The 15,178-nt window shown below is 70.1% G+C and carries 13 protein-coding genes; 9 read left to right on the forward strand and 4 right to left on the reverse strand.

Annotated features, from left to right (window positions below):
- Window positions 1-14 precede the first annotated feature (14 nt).
- The 4 genes from FFS15_RS11290 to FFS15_RS11305 are packed head-to-tail and all read left to right on the forward strand — an operon-like array spanning window position 15 to window position 1,502.
- Window positions 15-227, forward strand: coding sequence for a hypothetical protein (locus FFS15_RS11290; RefSeq protein ID WP_137845130.1), 213 nt, complete (start codon window positions 15-17; stop codon window positions 225-227).
- Between the two features lie 3 nt (window positions 228-230).
- The gene (locus FFS15_RS11295) at window positions 231-641 is read left to right on the forward strand and encodes a TadE family protein (protein WP_249353979.1); all 411 of its coding nucleotides are present in this window, start codon (window positions 231-233) and stop codon (window positions 639-641) included.
- Window positions 616-1,086, forward strand: a complete 471-nt coding sequence (locus FFS15_RS11300) for a TadE family protein (protein ID WP_137845131.1) — start codon at window positions 616-618, stop codon at window positions 1,084-1,086. The genes FFS15_RS11295 and FFS15_RS11300 overlap by 26 nt, the downstream gene beginning before the upstream one ends.
- Window positions 1,083-1,502, forward strand: coding sequence for a pilus assembly protein TadG-related protein (locus FFS15_RS11305; protein WP_249353981.1), 420 nt, complete (start codon window positions 1,083-1,085; stop codon window positions 1,500-1,502). The genes FFS15_RS11300 and FFS15_RS11305 overlap by 4 nt, the downstream gene beginning before the upstream one ends.
- Before the next feature lie 34 nt (window positions 1,503-1,536).
- Here FFS15_RS11305 and FFS15_RS11310 read toward each other — a convergent pair whose 3' ends face one another.
- Window positions 1,537-5,397, reverse strand: a complete 3,861-nt coding sequence (locus FFS15_RS11310) for a S8 family serine peptidase (protein ID WP_137845132.1) — start codon at window positions 5,395-5,397, stop codon at window positions 1,537-1,539.
- Between the two features lie 118 nt (window positions 5,398-5,515).
- On the opposite strand from FFS15_RS11310, the gene FFS15_RS11315 reads away from it, so the two are divergent.
- Window positions 5,516-6,478 carry a winged helix-turn-helix transcriptional regulator gene (locus tag FFS15_RS11315; RefSeq protein WP_137845133.1) on the forward strand — a complete coding sequence of 321 codons (963 nt, stop codon included), beginning with the start codon at window positions 5,516-5,518 and terminating at the stop codon, window positions 6,476-6,478.
- A gap of 6 nt (window positions 6,479-6,484) precedes the next feature.
- Here FFS15_RS11315 and FFS15_RS11320 read toward each other — a convergent pair whose 3' ends face one another.
- A complete protein-coding gene (locus FFS15_RS11320) occupies window positions 6,485-7,129 on the reverse strand; it encodes a response regulator transcription factor (protein ID WP_171013167.1) in 645 nt (214 codons plus the stop codon).
- A 140-nt stretch (window positions 7,130-7,269) separates the two neighbouring features.
- Between FFS15_RS11320 and FFS15_RS11325 the strand changes: the two genes are divergently transcribed.
- Window positions 7,270-9,198 (forward strand): hemagglutinin, encoded by a 1,929-nt coding sequence (locus FFS15_RS11325; protein ID WP_249353983.1) that lies wholly within the window; start codon window positions 7,270-7,272, stop codon window positions 9,196-9,198.
- Between the two features lie 106 nt (window positions 9,199-9,304).
- Here FFS15_RS11325 and FFS15_RS11330 read toward each other — a convergent pair whose 3' ends face one another.
- Complete coding sequence (locus tag FFS15_RS11330) at window positions 9,305-10,600, reverse strand: MFS transporter (RefSeq protein ID WP_137845135.1); 1,296 nt, start codon at window positions 10,598-10,600, stop codon at window positions 9,305-9,307.
- A 20-nt stretch (window positions 10,601-10,620) separates the two neighbouring features.
- On the opposite strand from FFS15_RS11330, the gene prfB reads away from it, so the two are divergent.
- Complete coding sequence (gene prfB / locus FFS15_RS11335) at window positions 10,621-11,733, forward strand: peptide chain release factor 2 (RefSeq protein ID WP_137845136.1); 1,113 nt, start codon at window positions 10,621-10,623, stop codon at window positions 11,731-11,733.
- 15 nt (window positions 11,734-11,748) lie between these two features.
- Here prfB and FFS15_RS11340 read toward each other — a convergent pair whose 3' ends face one another.
- A complete protein-coding gene (locus FFS15_RS11340) occupies window positions 11,749-13,023 on the reverse strand; it encodes an HNH endonuclease signature motif containing protein (protein ID WP_249353985.1) in 1,275 nt (424 codons plus the stop codon).
- Between the two features lie 114 nt (window positions 13,024-13,137).
- Here FFS15_RS11340 and ftsE point away from each other — a divergent pair, with 114 nt between their 5' ends.
- Together ftsE and ftsX are read left to right on the forward strand one after the other, a co-directional pair.
- Window positions 13,138-14,235, forward strand: a complete 1,098-nt coding sequence (gene ftsE, locus FFS15_RS11345; RefSeq protein WP_137845137.1) for a cell division ATP-binding protein FtsE — start codon at window positions 13,138-13,140, stop codon at window positions 14,233-14,235.
- Window positions 14,232-15,146 (forward strand): permease-like cell division protein FtsX, encoded by a 915-nt coding sequence (gene ftsX / locus FFS15_RS11350; RefSeq protein ID WP_137845138.1) that lies wholly within the window; start codon window positions 14,232-14,234, stop codon window positions 15,144-15,146. The genes ftsE and ftsX overlap by 4 nt, the downstream gene beginning before the upstream one ends.
- Window positions 15,147-15,178: the final 32 nt, after the last annotated feature.

Raw genomic sequence — 15,178 nt, forward strand, 5'->3', positions numbered from 1 at the left:
GAAGGAGAAACCCCATGCTGCGAAACTGGATCGCCCGGCTCGGTCGCGTCGCTGACGCGGCCCGTGGCTCGGCAAGCGACCTGCTCGAGGATGAGCGCGGTGACGTGCCCGGCTGGGTGCTGATCACGCTCATGACCGCGGGCCTGGTCGTGCTGATCTGGGCACTTGCCGGACCCGCCCTCGCCGGGCTCTTCGAGCAGGCGATCTCGAGCGTCGCCGGCATCTGAGCCGTGCGTCGTCTCCGCTCGCGACTGCGCGCGGCAGCGGCAGGCGACGAGGGATCGAGTCCGGTCGAGTTCATCCTCGTGGGCACGATGCTGACCGTCCTCACTCTCGCGGTGCTGCAGCTGGGCCTCTCGATCCATGTGCGCAATGTGGTGCATGATGCGGCCGTCGAGGGTGCGTACCATGCGGCGCTCGCCGACACGTCGCTCGCCGAGGGGTCGCAGCGCACGCGCGAGATCGTGGCGCGCGCGGTCGGGTCGGAGTATGCGACCTCGGTGTCGGCGCGGGAGTCGGCTGCCCTCGGCCACCGCACCGTCGCGATCACGGTGCGGGCGACGCTGCCGCTGGTCGGACTGCTGGGTGCCCCGCGATCGCTGGAGGTGGTCGCGCATGCGCCGATCGAATCCTTCGACTGACCCGGAAGACGACCCCGAGCGGGGGTCGGCCGCGCTCGAGTTCCTCGTCGTCGGGATGCTCCTCCTCGTTCCGCTGGTCTATCTGATCGTCACCCTCGGGCTCATCCAGGGCGGCGCGCTCGGCGTCGAAGCCGGTGCCCGCCACGTAGCGCGCGCGGTTGCGACCGCCGTCGATGCGGACGAGGCGCGCGATCGCGCCGACCTGGTCGTCGCGTCCGTCGTGCGGGAGTACGGTCTCGACGGCTCGCGGACCACCGTCGAGACACGCTGCCGCCCTGCGGGGGCGACCTGTCCGCGTGCGGGGGCGACGCTGGTCGTGACGCTTCGCACCACGGTCGCCCTGCCGCTCGTGCCGCCGGTGCTCGGGCTCGACCGGCTCGCGAGCATTCCCGTCGAGTCGACGACGGTGCACAAGGTCTCGCGCGTGTGGGGGAGTGGATCGTGAAGCGCCGGCGCCGGCCCGACGACGAGGGCAGCGTTCTGATCCTCACCCTCGGCTTCGCCGTGCTTGCGCTCGCCGTGGTGCTCGTCTGCGTCGACGCGACAAGTCTGTACCTCGCACAGAAGCGTCTCGACGCGGTGGCGGATGCTGCGGCCCTCGCCGCCGCCGACGGTTTCACGTTCGAGGTGGTCGGCGATGCGGCGGTCGCGACGCTCACGCGCGACGGGATCGAGACTCAGGCCCGGGCGATCGTCGACGAGGTCGGCGGGGATGTCGCGCTCGTCGCGGCAGACACTCCCGACGGTGTCTCGGCACGCGTCACCGTCGCGGGTGCCTGGCGACCGCCAGTGCTCACGATCCTCGTTCCGGACGGGATCGCGCTCGAGGCGACGGCGACGAGCCGCACCGCGCTGCGCTAGCTCCGAAGAGCCGGCGCAGCGCGGTGAGATCTGCTCAGCGCCGTCCTGATCCCTTCACCGCGGTCACCTCGATCGCGCGCACGATCTCCTGCGACAACGTGCTGCCGGCGGCATCCGTCGCCGTCACCCGCAGGTCGACCCACCCGCCGCGATCGGCGACCGGCAGCTGCGCGGTGTAAGCGCTCACGAACGAGCGACCCGTGGCGAAGATCGTCGGCGGCACCTCGGTCGCCCCGTCCGGCGCGTCCGTGGCTGTCGGCGACAGGGCCACCGGCATCCATTCTCCGTCGGCGGAGCGCACCTCGAGGGTGGCCGCGGTGATCCGATCTGCGCCGTCGGCGCCGCCGACGTGGCCGAGCTCGAGCCGCAGCGGCACGGGGGCGCCCTTGCGGCGCCCGTCGCCGACCCGGCCGTCGTCGCCCAGCGCGACGTCGTAGTACGCCTGGATCATCGGCAGGAACCTCGACGAGTAGTCGTCGGCGGCACCTTCGGATGCGAAGGTCCACTCGGTCGTCGTCTTCGTCGATGACGGGACACGCGAGCCGTCGTGGGTCGCCGTGTTGACCACGCGCAGCTCGGTCGATCCGTCGGGAAGGCCCCACACGGTCGCGCCCTGGTACTCCGACGATGCCCGCAGCTCGCCGTCGACGTAGATGTCGGTGAGCTGGGCGATGCCGGTGTGGCCGGCGAAGACGTCGAAGGTGCCGGTGTGGAGGGCGTCGCCGCCGTCGGACCACGACGGCAGGTTGATCTGCGCGACATCGCCCGAGCGATGGGGCGCCCAGTAGCCGGGTCCGACGTTCGGTCGCACGATCCCACCGAAGTAGCTCGCGTCGGTGCGCTCGCCGGGCTGGTAGGTGCGCCGGGTGTCGCGGATCTGCCAGCCGCCGGAAGTGAGTGTCGCATCCTGGTACCAGGCGATCTGGTCGGTGCTGACCCACTCGGTGCGCTCGAGCCCGCGCGTGGCGCGCGTGGGGTAGCCGAGACCGTGTGCGACTCCGGGGGCGAAGTCGTAGCGGAACTCGCCCACCTCACCCGGCTCGCCGTAGTACGTCGTGTCGACGCGGGCGAGACCCTGCGGCGCGTAGGCGAGGTCCGTCGGGATCTCGCCGTCGCTGTAGCGGGCGACGTCCCAGATCGCATCCGAGTTCGCGATGCCGGTCGCCGTCAGCACGACGGCGCGCTGCGCCAACGCCGTCAGCAGCGCCCGGCCTTGGATCCCGCTGAGCGAGGCGACGGGAATCTGCGCCGGAGTCGTGTAGTCCTCCTCCGATCCCACCCACTCGCTCAGCTCGCCGTCGGCGTCGTTGACGACGATCAGCAGCGTCGCTCCGGCCGCCGCGGCGTTCGCCGCCCGAGTGCCGGGGGAGACGGCATCCGATCGCGTGACGACGGCGACGCGGCCCTTCGCGTCGATCGCCGCGAACTCGTCCGCGCTGCCCGCGCCCACAGAGATCGCGCGGCCCCGCGCGACGCCGTCGAGGAAGGTCGAACCGGCCTGCGCGATCACGTCGAGGCCGTCGCGGCCGTTCGCGACGGTCAGCGTCGGCTTCTGCAGGCGCCACCGGGTCGTGAAGTCGAAGTCGGCCTCGGTCGCTGTGAGCGGCTGAGCCCACAGCTCATCGACCCACACCGGCATCATGGCGCTGCCGGCGAAGCCGTCGGCGGTGTAATCCATGCGGCGGAACGACGGCTCGAGACCCCTCGTACCCACATCGACCGTGATCTGCTCCGCGCTACGCGCATCGAGCGCGACCGTGCGCGGGGCGTCGAGCACCACGTCCGGGTCGCCGACGAGCACCGTGGCGACCGTGTCGGGGGTGCGCGCCAGCTCCATGAAGGACATCGCCGCGTAGGTTCCTCCGGGCAGGCGCAGGGTCGTCTCACCATCGACCGCGATCGGCGAGAACCACCCGGTCTCGGCGTTCCACAGCCACGCGTACGTCAGAGTCGGCTCGCCCGCGAAGTCGGTCGCGGTGAGGGTGAGGTCGTACCGCTCGGCCTCGGCGATCGTGCCCAGCGCGGTGCGCGCGACGGGTGCGCCATCGATCGAGGCGACGAGGGCACCTGAGAGCTGCGTACCGGCCGGAACCGTTGCCGGATCGACCGTGAGGGTCACGGCACGCGTCTCGCCTGCCGGAATCGTCAGGGACTCGGCATCCATCACCAGCGAAGCGGATGCCGACGTCGTCGTCATCGGGATCATGCCGCCCGAGCCGGGCGTGGTGTCTTCGAGGGTCGCGGTGAGGTCGATCGTCATCTCGGCGTCGCTGCGGTTGGCGTACTCGATCGTGCGCGACACCGGCGCCGGGGTCTCACCCCACGCGAGCATGCCGAAGTCACCAGATCCCGACGCGACGACGGGCGCCTGGACGGCGGCGTCGACGTCGAGGAGCCCCGAGCCCGCCTGGTAGGGCGTGAGACCGAGATCGGCGGCGCTGCTGGTGAGCGTTGCCTTCAGCTGGGCCGCGGTGTACTCCGGGTGACGCTGCTTGAGGATCGCAGCGGCGCCGGCGACATGGGGCGTCGCCATCGACGTGCCGCTCAACGCGATGTAGGAGCCCTCGCCGCCGCTGTCGGCCGACCGCGCCGCGGTGACGTCGTTGCCGGGACCGGTGAGGTCGGGTTTGAGGGCGCCGGAGCGGAAGAGCGGACCCTGGCTCGAGAACCACGAGAGGGCGCCGGTGGGGTCGTCGACCGAGCCGACCGTGAGGGCGGACGCGGCAGACCCGGGCGAGCCGATCGTCTCGGGCGAGCTCGCATTGCCGGCGGCGACGATGAACAGCGCCCCGGTCTCGGCCGAGATCGTGTTGAGCGCCTCGGCCATGAGGTCGGTGCCGTCCGAGCCCTGTTGCGAGCCGAGGCTCATCGACACGATCGGGGCGCGTTCGCCGGCCCACTCCATCGCGGCGATGATCCACGAGTCCTGGCCGAATCCGTCTGCGCCGAGCACCTTGCCGACGAGGAGGTCGGCGTCATCGGCGACACCGCGGTGCCCTCCGTCGCTCGCGGCGCCGCTGCCGGCGATCGTCGAGGCGACGTGGGTGCCGTGGCCGTTGGGATCGGCGGCGACGTCTTCGCCGGGCACGAAGCTCGTCGAGTCGCTCGACACGCGGCCGGCGAGGTCGGGGTGGGTGTCGTCGTAGCCGGTGTCGAGGACGGCGACGGTGACGCCGTCGCCGGTGTAGCCGAGTGCCCACGCCTCGGGCGCGTCGACGTACGGCACGCTCGAATCGAGGGTGGCGCGCACCTTGCCGTCCAGGTGGATCGCGGAGATTCCGCCCGCCAGCGCAGGGCCGCTCGAGAAGGCACGCGCCTGCGGGCGCGTCAGCTCATCCCACAGCGCCTCGGCGTCGGCATGGGCGGCGGTTCCGGCGGTCGCATCGACGCTCGGCAGTGCGGTCGTGAGGTCGATGCCCGGCAGGGGCGCCGCGTATCGCGCGGCATACCCTGCAGCGGTGCCGGCCCGTTCGACGATGATCGGCGTCGCGTCGACCGAGGCGTCGTCGTAGCCGTAGTCGATGAGCTTGGTGACGTTGAAGAGGTCGCCGTCCAGCGCGCCCGATGCGACGAACGGCATCGCCTCGTCGGGGATCACGTGCAGGTCGCCACCGACCTCGATCGTGCGGACGCCGGCGCCGGGGTCGGCGGTGACGACCTCGACGGCGCGCTCGCCGCCCGCCAACTCGGTCACCGTGACGCGGTCGCCGGTGAGAAGGGTGACCGTCACGGGAGCGGAGCCGTCGGAGCCGGTGAGGGCGGCTGGACGGGGCGTGGGGGCGGGTGCACCGGCAGCGGGCAGAGCCGCGCCGACGCCGGCGATGCCGATCGCGAGGCCGCTCGTGACGGCGACGATCGCGCGGACGCGATGGCGGGTGGGATGTGATCGTGGCATTCGTGAGCCTCTCGGGGGATAGGGGATCTGTCACGAACTTCTCACGCCGCTCGCCTAGGGTGGTGGCGGAGAAGTGCCATGGCTACCTTCCGCCACGGCCGGGCGAAGGAACGATCGCATGCTGGATGCCGTGGGGCTCGACGAGACCGACACCGCGGTGTACCGCGCGGTGTTGCAGCGTTCGTCGGCGTCGGCGAAGGAGATCGCCGCCGAGCTCCACCTCCCGGTGCCGCGCGTGCACGCGATCGTGGCGAAGCTCGAGGCGCTCGGACTCTTCGCACGGCAGGGCTCGCGCTCCTCGCGTGTGGTCGCCTCGCCTCCGTCCATGGCGCTGCGGCCGCTTCTTCTCGAGCACGAACGCGGACTCACGCGGGCGCACGAGGCGCTCGTCGAGCTGAGCGAGGTGTATCGGGCGGTGGCCGAGAAGCGCACCGCCGCAGATGTCGTCGACGTCATCGTCGGCGACGACGCGGTGCGCCAGCGGGTGGCGCAGCTGCAGGCGGCGGCCACGCGCGAGGTGCGCGCGCTCGTGCTCAGCGACGTCGCCCTGCTCACTGCTGAGCAGAACGTCGAAGAGGAGCGCGCTCTGCTGCGCGGCGTGCGCTACCGGGTCATCGTCGAGAGCGGCGTGCTCGAGCGTCCCGGATTCCTCGACGTGGCCCGCGAGAGTGCGGCGTACGGCGAAGAGATCCGCGTGCTTCCGGCGCTCCCGACGCGCATGTTCATCGCCGACGACGCGATGGCTCTCGTGCCGATGCACGGCGACGATCCGGAGCGCGGATTCGGGGCGTTGCTCATCCACCCGAGTGGCCTGCTCGACCTCGTGAGCGCCATCTTCGAGGAGTACTGGCGCACAGCGACCCAGTTCCTCTCGCTCGGCGGCGCGGCCGATGCCGGAGCGCAGGCCGATCGCGACCTCTTGAAGCTGCTCCTCCTCGGATTGACGGATGCGGCAGCCGCAGCCCAGCTGGGTGTGTCGCTGCGCACGGTCCAGCGCCGGATCGCCGAGCTCATGGACCGGGCTCGCGTCACCACCCGCATCCAACTCGGCGCCGAAGCGGTGCGACGCTCCTGGGTGTGAGGCGCGTCAGCGCCGCATCCAGCCGGAGATGAGCGGCGACCCCTGCGGCTGCGAGCCGCCCGCCCGGACGGCGAGCGCGACCGCTTCGATCCGGGAGTGGACGTCGAGCTTGCCGAGCAGGTTGTGCATGTGCGCGCCGACGGTCTTGATGCTGATGCCGAGCGCCGCGGCGACCTGCTTCTGGCTGAGGCCCTCCGTGGTCAGCGCCAGCACCTCGCGCTCGCGCTCGGTGAGGGTCGCGAGTCGGCGCAGGTCGGCGGTTGCCGTCTTCGCCGGTCTCGTGCGCTCGATGAGGCGGCGGACACGGGCCAGGAACTCGTCGGCATCCATGTTCTCGGCGGCGTAATCATCTGCTCCGACGAGCAGACCCGCCACCACGTCCGCGGGCGTGGTGCGGTCGGCCGACACGAGCACGGCCGGCATGTCGGGCCCGTATCTGTCGCGGAGTTCTCGCAGCATGCCGCAGCCGCCGTCCTCCACCTCGAGGATCGCGACGGCGGGCGCCTCCCCGTTCAACCACGCGGCGGCATCTTTTGAATGGGCGAACCCCTGTGCGGGCAAGCCCAGGCGTGCGAGCAGGCGCACGTAATCCTCGCGCACGTGATCCCCAGCGACCACCAGCGCGAAGGCGCCATCGACCTCGGTGTCCACGATCCCCTCCCGATCGCTTCTCGCAGGAGAGCGGATGACCTTAAGGCGTTTCCCCAGCCTTGATGCGTACATCACCCGATGGTCGCCATCCTGCGCGATTCATAGCGTAAGCCCTGAACCGCGCCAGAGAAAGGCTCGCCATGAATGCTCCACGCCCGAATGTCAGTCCGAAGTCGCTCGCCCAGCGTCGGCGAGCACCCTGGCTGGCGGCCGTCTTCGTCGCGGTGCTCACGGCATCGACCCTCACCGCGTCGTCGGCGCTCGCCGCCGACGGACCCTTCGACATCGACGGCACGGTGCCCGATGTGGCAGCGGAGATTTCAGAACTCACGGATCCGACGGGCAATGTGAAGGAGCTCGGCCCCGTCAACTCGAGCACCACCAAGATCGGCGTCATCCACAACGACGCGCTGCCGACGCTCGGGCTCACCAACCCGAACGCGCAGGTCGACCTCCGCCGGGCGTGGCTCGGCACGAAGCAGGACCCGATCACGAACCACGACTGGCTCTACTTCGCGTGGGAGCGCGACTCCAACAACGGCAGCGGCTTCATCGCCTACGAGTTCATGCAGCTCGCCGCTCCGGCGGGCTGTGCGTACGACACGGCCACCGACGCGCAGCTGATCGCGAACTGCAACCCGTGGAAGAACCGCCGGCCCGGCGACTTCATGATCCTGTGGGATCAGCAGGGCAACGGCACCGACCTGTACCTGCGCACATGGGGCGGCACCCTGCCGAACCTCGTGCTCGGTGCGCCGAGCCTGCTCAACGACGCGCAGTCCGACGCCCGGTACAGCGCCGACTTCTTCCGCGGTGAAGCCGCGGTCGACCTCACCGCCGCGATCTTCGGGGGCGTGACCAAGTGTCTTTCGTTCGCGAACACGATCCCGAGCACGGTGACCGGAAACTCCGACACGGCGGACTACAAGGACACGATCCTCAAGAACGCTCCACCCATCAGCAATTGCGGTTCGGAGACGGTGACGGATCCGAGTGACGAGGCCGGAGATCCGATCCCTGACGAAGGCATCTCGATCGGCGACGGCGTCGTGGGCGTGAAGGACTCGGCCGAAGTCAGCCTGACGGGCGGCTCGGCAGCACCCGACGGCTCGGTGTCGTTCTGGCTCTGCAAGCTCGACGGCGACGCCCTCTGCACGGAAGGCGGCACATCCGTCGGGTCGACCGATCTCTCGGGCGCGAACTACCCAGCGACGGTGCTGTCGCCCACGGCGTACGTCACGTCGGTGGGTCGGTACTGCTGGCGAGCGGTGTTCAGCGGTGACGCGGTCAACGGCATCCCCGGATCCAGCGACTCGTCGGAGACGGAGTGCTTCACCGTGAACCCGGTGACGCCCGAACTCTCGACCACCGCGGGCCCGGACGCCGTGCTCGGCAATGCGGTGACAGACGAAGCGGAACTGTCGGGAACGGCTACGGAGCCCGCTGACCCGGTGATCAACCTCACCGGTGACGCAGGTCCGGATGCCGACGGGACCATCACGTTCGAGCTGCGAGGCCCCGACGACTGTGACACAGTCGCCTACACCTCGCCGGGCGTGACTGTCAGCGGTGACGGCACGTACGACGCGCAGGCCACGCCGACCGTTGCCGGTGACTACTCGTGGGTTGCCGTCTACAGCGGATCGACGAACACCAACGGCGTGACGCACAATGCGGACTGCATGGACGGGGCCGAAGACGTGACGGTGACCAGCGTGGCGTCGTCGATCTCGAGTGCGCAGACGTGGATCCCGAACGACGAAGCGACAGTGTCGGCTCCGGCGGGCGGCGACATGGACGGCACCGTGATGTTCGCCTTCTTCGCCTCGGACGACTGCACCGGCGAACCGCTCTACGAAGAGTCGGTCGACGTCGCAGGACCCTCGCCGCAGGACGCGGCGACGAGCAACTTCGGTGAAGACGCCGTGGCTGTCTCGGCGTCGGGCGACTACTCGTGGCGAGTCGGCTACGACAGCGACAACCCGGCGCAGCGCGACTTCCTCCCGGGCAGCTGCCACGAGACGTCGTCGCTGACGATCGCGAACGGGGGCACCGTCGAAGGTCCGTAATGGCCCGCAATGGGTAGGCCCGCTCGGTGAAGGCGGGCCAGGACGGAACGGCCGGGGCCCTCGCACCCGGCCGTTCTCCTGTGCCCGAGCGGCATCGCGGGTGGTCTCAGTCCCGCGGGCGCGGGACGAACCGCGGCACCCACCGCACGAACGCCAGCGCACCGAGCAGGCCGATGACCCCGACCACCCCGGTGGCGATCGAGAGCGAGGCCACCGCGGCGATGCCCGAGACGAGCAGGGGAGTGGCGGCGCCGCCGGCATCGGTGAGCGTGCGCCACGAGCCGAGGAACGGCGCCGGGTCGTCCTTCGGAGCGGTGTCGGCGCCGAGGGTGAGCAGGATGCCGCTGGAGAGGCCGTTGCCGACGCCGAGGACCGCCGCGAACATCGCGAACCACATGGGCGCCTCGGCGAGGTCGTGCGTGAAGGCCAGTGCGATGAAGCCGGATCCCATGAGAACCATTGCCGGGAGGGCCGCCCACAGCCTGCCGAAGCGGTCCATCACCTGCCCGGACGCATAGAAGAGCGCGAAGTCGATCGCCCCCGAGATGCCCACGATCAGCGCGATCGTCTGCGCGTCGAGCCCGATCGACACCCCCCACAGGGGCAGCACGATCTGACGGGCCGACCGGACGGCGGCGAGGGATGCTGCGGCGAGTCCGAGCCGCGACAGCACGCGCCGGTACCGCCACATCGTGCGGAACACTCCGATGCGCTCAGCAGTCGGGATCGAGCCGGTGACGGGCTCGCCGGTGTCCTCGGCGATCGTCGAATCGCCGGCCGCGCGTCGCGCGGTCTCCGCGACGAACGTGGTTTCGGGATCCGGGCCGACGAGCACCAGCACGACGGTGGCGATGAGGCACCCGCCGAAGAACCAGATCGCCGCGTGCTCATCCCCGAAGACGGCGAGGAGCGCCGCCGCGACGAACGGGCCGATGAACATTCCGAGGCGGAAGGTGCCGCCGAGGAGCGACAGCGCGCGGGCTCGGAACGACAGCGGCACCCGCGTCGTCATGAACGAGTGCCGCGCGAGGCCGAAAGCCGCCGCGCAGAATCCGATGAGGAAGACGGATGCCGCGAGCACGCCGAGAGCAGGAGCGAGGATCATGCCCGCGACACCCACGAGGGAGACGACACCGGCCGCCGCCATCGTGACGCGCTCGCCGACGCGGGCGACCGCCCAGCCGGCCGGGATGTTGCCGCACAACTGCCCCACCACGAGCGCCGAAGCGACGAGTGCGGCCGTGGCGACGTCCGCGCCGAGCTGCGCGGCGAGGATCGGGATCAGCGGGATGACCGCGCCCTCGCCGAGGGCGAAGAGCACTGTGGGTCCGTACACCATGGGCCCGAAGCGCCACAGCAGATCTCGGGGGCGAAGCGGCTCGCGACTGTCGGTCACGTGCATCCACGTTAGTCTGGACTGTCATGCTCGACTTCGATCTTTCCGCCGACATCCAGGCGCTGCGTTCCACCTTCGCCGACATCAAGTCGGTGGTCGACGTCGACGCGCTCACCGCCGAGATCGCCCAGCTGAGCGAAGAGGCCGGTGCCCCGGATCTGTGGGACGACACCGAGCGGGCCCAGAAGGTGACGAGCACCCTGAGCCACCGCCAGTCCTCGCTCGCCCGGCTCACCGGCATCGAGAACCGTCTCGATGACCTCGAGGTGCTCGTCGAACTCGCCAACGAGATGGACGACGAGGACTCCGCCGAAGAGGCTCGTCACGAGCTCGCCGAGCTCGAGGACATCATCGGACAGCTCGAGGTTCAGACCCTCCTCGACGGCGAGTACGACGCGCGGTCGGCGGTCGTGACGATCCGCTCGGGCGCCGGCGGCGATGACGCCACCGACTTCGCCGAGATGCTCATGCGCATGTACCTGCGCTGGGCCGAGCGCCACAAGTACCCCGTCAAGGTCATGGACACCTCTTACGCGGAGGGCGCCGGCATCAAGTCGGCCACCTTCGAGGTCGATGCCCCCTACGCCTACGGCACGCTGTCGGTCGAGGCCGGCACGCACCGCCTCGCCCGCATCAGCCCGTTCGGCGGAGCGGACAAGCGCCAGACGAGCTTCGCCGCCGTCGAGGTCATCCCCGTCATGGAAGAGGCCGTCGAGGTCGAGATCCCCGAGGGCGACATCCGCGTCGACGTCTTCCGGTCTTCGGGTCCGGGTGGACAGTCCGTCAACACCACCGACTCGGCGGTGCGCCTCACCCACCTCCCGACCGGACTCGTCGTCTCGATGCAGAACGAGAAGTCGCAGATCCAGAACCGCGCTGCCGCGATGCGCGTGCTCCAGACCCGTCTGCTCCTGCTGCAGCGCGAGAAGGAAGCAGCCAAGAAGAAGGAGCTCGCCGGTGTCATCACCGCGAGTTGGGGCGACCAGATGCGCTCGTACTTCCTGTACGGCCAGCAGCTGGTGAAAGACCTCCGCACCGGCCACGAGGTCGGCAACCCGGCGATCGTCTTCGACGGCGATCTCGACGGATTCATCGCCGCCGGCATCCGTTGGCGCAAGCGCAAGGACGACGACGACTGAGCTGGATCCCTTTCGTCAGAACGGCGGGTCGCTCCCGTCGACCGGCGGTCTGAACGCGGGCACTCTTCTCTCCGGCGCGACGACATAGCTCCGCCCCGCAGGCGATGTCCATCGCAGGGATCCGCCGCTGCCGGCGACCTGTTCGACCCGCCAGCCGCCGTGGTGCTTGACCATATGGTGCCCGCGACAGATCGGCGCGAGGTTCTCGAGCGACGTCGAACCCCCGTGCTCCCAGGCCAGCGTGTGATCCGTGTCGCATCGCGCTGCCGGCACACCGCATCCCGGTGCCATGCAGCGGTCGGCCCGCCATTTCACCAATCGTCGGAGTGACGCTGGCGGCGCGTACTGCTCGCGCCCCACAGAGAGCACCATTCCGGTCTCGGGGTGGGTGAGCACCCGCATCCAGCCGGCATCCCCACCGCACAGCTCGCGAGCGCGCTCGATCGGGATCGGTCCGACACCCTCGACGACGGCGGGATCGAGACCGGCAGGCGAGCCCTCGCCGCCTTCGCGCGCGAGCAGCGCCAGCGCGGGAACCGTCACCACGACGGTCGCCCGAATGCCGCGGGCGACCTCGGGATGCGCTCCCGTCTCACCGTCGATGAGCAGGTCGCAGAGCACATCTGCGCGCACCTGATCGAGCGTGCGCTCCTCCCCGTCCTGCGCGACGATCACCTTGGCGATCGCGGTGGCGCGCTGGTGGATCGCCTGCGCCTCGACGGATGGCAGGTAGGCCAGCAGCCACGACATTCCGTCGTCCGCAGCCTCGACGACGATCCGACGCCGTGCGACCGCGGCCGCGCTCCGCTCGGCGAGGGTGACCGTCTGCACGGTGTCGACCAGCCGTCGCAGAGCGCGCCGGAACGTGCCGACCGGCTGCGACTCCGCCAGTTCCACCGCCCGCGGAAGCAGTTCGGCGCGCAGTTCGGGATCGACCGCATCCAGTCCCGTCGCCAGGATTTCGGCGTGCCGTTCGGTGATGCGCGCACCCTCGAGCGAGGCGAGGGCCGACGGGTACCGGTGCACGAGCGCGTCGGCGAGCTCGATGAGCGCCGACGCCGCGTGCTCGGTGACGCGCAGCGCGGCGGCCAGTTCGAGCCGCACGCCCCGCTCCACCACGTCGGTGAGCACGCGGCCGTGGGCTGCGGCATCCGCCAGCGCCTCGCGGTGCAGGGTCGCTACGCACCGCAGTCGCTGCGCCGCGAAGATCGACATCATGTCGGCCACTTCGATCACGTGATCCAGCGTGTCGGGGATGGCGACGCCGGGGAGGTCGGGATCGAAGAACATGCTTCGACAGTAGAACGTACCTCCGACATTCCCGCCGGGCCGCCGTCGAGGCTTTCACGACGTGCGGGTGTCGCACTCCCGCCGCGCGGACCGCCCGCATAGGCTCGTCTGGCAATGATCCGGTTCGAGAACGTCACCAAGCGCTACCGCGGCACCGCGAAGCCCGCGCTCAGCAAAGTCGACTTCGAGGTGCTGCGCGGCGAGTTCATCTTCCTCGTCGGCGCCTCGGGATCGGGCAAGTCGTCGTGCCTGCACCTGATCCTGCGCGAAGAGACGCCCAGCGAAGGTCGCGTCGTCGTGCTCGGTCGCGACCTCCGCACTCTCTCGAGCCGCAAGGTGCCCTACTTCCGCCGCCACATCGGCGCGGTGTTCCAGGACTTCCGCCTCCTTCCGAACAAGACCGTCTTCCAGAACGTCGCGTTCACACTGCAGGTGATCGGGTCATCGCGCGGCTTCATCCAGCAGGCTGTGCCCGAAGTGCTCGCCCTCGTCGGACTCGCCGGCAAAGAGAAGCGGTTCCCGCACGAGCTCTCGGGCGGCGAGCAGCAGCGCGTCGCGATCGCGCGGGCGCTGGCGAACCGTCCGCAGGTGCTGCTCGCCGACGAGCCCACCGGCAATCTCGACCCGGCGACCTCGGTCGACATCATGCAGCTGCTCTCGCGCATCAACGCCGGCGGCACGACGGTGGTCATGGCCACGCACGAGGCCGGCTTCGTGGATCAGATGCAGCGACGGGTGATCGAGCTGCGCCACGGCGAGATGGTGCGCGACGAGCGCCACGGCGGCTACGGCGACACGTCCGGCATCCCGAGTCTCGCCCCCGAACCCGAGCGCGGAGCCGCGGCCGTCGCAGCCCTCACTGCGGTGCTGGAACTCCACCGCGAGATCGTCGAGACCGGATCCGTCGAGCCCGCCGTCGTGGATGCCGCGGTGGCCGCAGCCGCAGAGGCCGCCGAACCCGTCTTCGAGGAGCAGGCGGTGGTTGCCGCCGACGCGGCGCGCGAGGAGGCGGCCGCAGCGCTCGCCGAGGCGGCCGAGCATCCGGCATCCGATCATGCGAACGACGAAGCGGATGCCGCACCCGCCCCGCCGCGCACCAACACGATCCCGGTGGTCGAAGCCGCCGACATCGACGTCGCCGAGCTCGGTCTCGCCGACCGGCTGGGGCTCGGCGAGACCGACCCCGACGACGAAGTGGGGCCGACGTCATGAGGGTCGGACTCATCCTCTCCGAGGCCTTCAGCGGCCTCCGCCGGAACGCCTCGATGGTGATCTCGGTCGTCCTCGTCACATTCGTCTCGCTCACCTTCGTCGGCGCGGCCATGCTCATGCAGATGCAGATCGGCACGATGCGCGACTTCTGGGTCGACCGCGCGCAGGTCGCGATCTACATGTGCACCGCGATCTCGCAGGCGCCGACCTGCACGAACGGGGTCGCGACGCAGGAGCAGCTCGACGAGGTGCAGGCAGGGCTCGACAGCGCGGCGCTGTCGCCGCTCATCCGCGATGTGAGATTCGAGAACCGCGAAGAGGCGTACCAGAACTTCCTCGACCTCCTCGGCGAGGAGTACGCCGACGTCATCACGGCGGACCAGCTCAACGAGACGTTCTGGATCAACCTGGTCGACCAGAGCCAGTCGAACGTCATCTTCGAGGCGTTCACGGGAATGCAGGGGGTCGAGCAGGTCCAGGACCAGCTGCAATACCTCGAACCGCTCTTCTCGGCATTGACCGTCGCGACCTACGTGGCGATCGGCATCGCGGTGCTCATGCTGATCGCCGCGGTGCTGCTGATCGCGACCACGATCCGGCTGTCGGCCTATGCGCGCCGGCGAGAGCTCGGCATCATGCGGCTCGTCGGCGCGTCCAACCGATTCATCCAGACGCCGTTCATCCTCGAGGGCGTCTTCGCGGCCCTCATCGGCTCGCTGCTTGCCGGCGGCGCGGTGATCGCGGGAGTGCACTTCGGTGTGAACGGCTACCTGCGCAACCGCGTCGAGTTCGTCACGACCTGGGTGGGCATGGACGAGGCCCTGATCGTGATCCCTGTGCTGATCGGGATCGGCGTGCTGCTCGCGGCGCTGTCGGCCGGCTTCGCGATCCGGCGCTGGCTGCGCACGTGATGGTCGCCCGCTCCGTCGGGGGATAGACTGAA

Source organism: Microbacterium sp. 2FI, assembly GCF_005502885.1.
Taxonomy (GTDB): domain Bacteria; phylum Actinomycetota; class Actinomycetes; order Actinomycetales; family Microbacteriaceae; genus Microbacterium.

What these genes read in the sequence shown, in the direction of transcription:
- FFS15_RS11325 (WP_249353983.1), top strand. Translation starts at nt 7,270, where the DNA reads ATGAATGCTCCACGCCCGAATGTCAGTCCGAAGTCGCTCGCCCAGCGT.
- FFS15_RS11340 (WP_249353985.1), bottom strand. Translation starts at nt 13,023, where the DNA reads ATGTTCTTCGATCCCGACCTCCCCGGCGTCGCCATCCCCGACACGCTG.
- ftsX (WP_137845138.1), top strand. Translation starts at nt 14,232, where the DNA reads ATGAGGGTCGGACTCATCCTCTCCGAGGCCTTCAGCGGCCTCCGCCGG.
- FFS15_RS11330 (WP_137845135.1), bottom strand. Translation starts at nt 10,600, where the DNA reads ATGCACGTGACCGACAGTCGCGAGCCGCTTCGCCCCCGAGATCTGCTG.
- FFS15_RS11315 (WP_137845133.1), top strand. Translation starts at nt 5,516, where the DNA reads ATGCTGGATGCCGTGGGGCTCGACGAGACCGACACCGCGGTGTACCGC.
- FFS15_RS11310 (WP_137845132.1), bottom strand. Translation starts at nt 5,397, where the DNA reads ATGCCACGATCACATCCCACCCGCCATCGCGTCCGCGCGATCGTCGCC.
- FFS15_RS11290 (WP_137845130.1), top strand. Translation starts at nt 15, where the DNA reads ATGCTGCGAAACTGGATCGCCCGGCTCGGTCGCGTCGCTGACGCGGCC.
- ftsE (WP_137845137.1), top strand. Translation starts at nt 13,138, where the DNA reads ATGATCCGGTTCGAGAACGTCACCAAGCGCTACCGCGGCACCGCGAAG.
- FFS15_RS11300 (WP_137845131.1), top strand. Translation starts at nt 616, where the DNA reads ATGCGCCGATCGAATCCTTCGACTGACCCGGAAGACGACCCCGAGCGG.
- prfB (WP_137845136.1), top strand. Translation starts at nt 10,621, where the DNA reads ATGCTCGACTTCGATCTTTCCGCCGACATCCAGGCGCTGCGTTCCACC.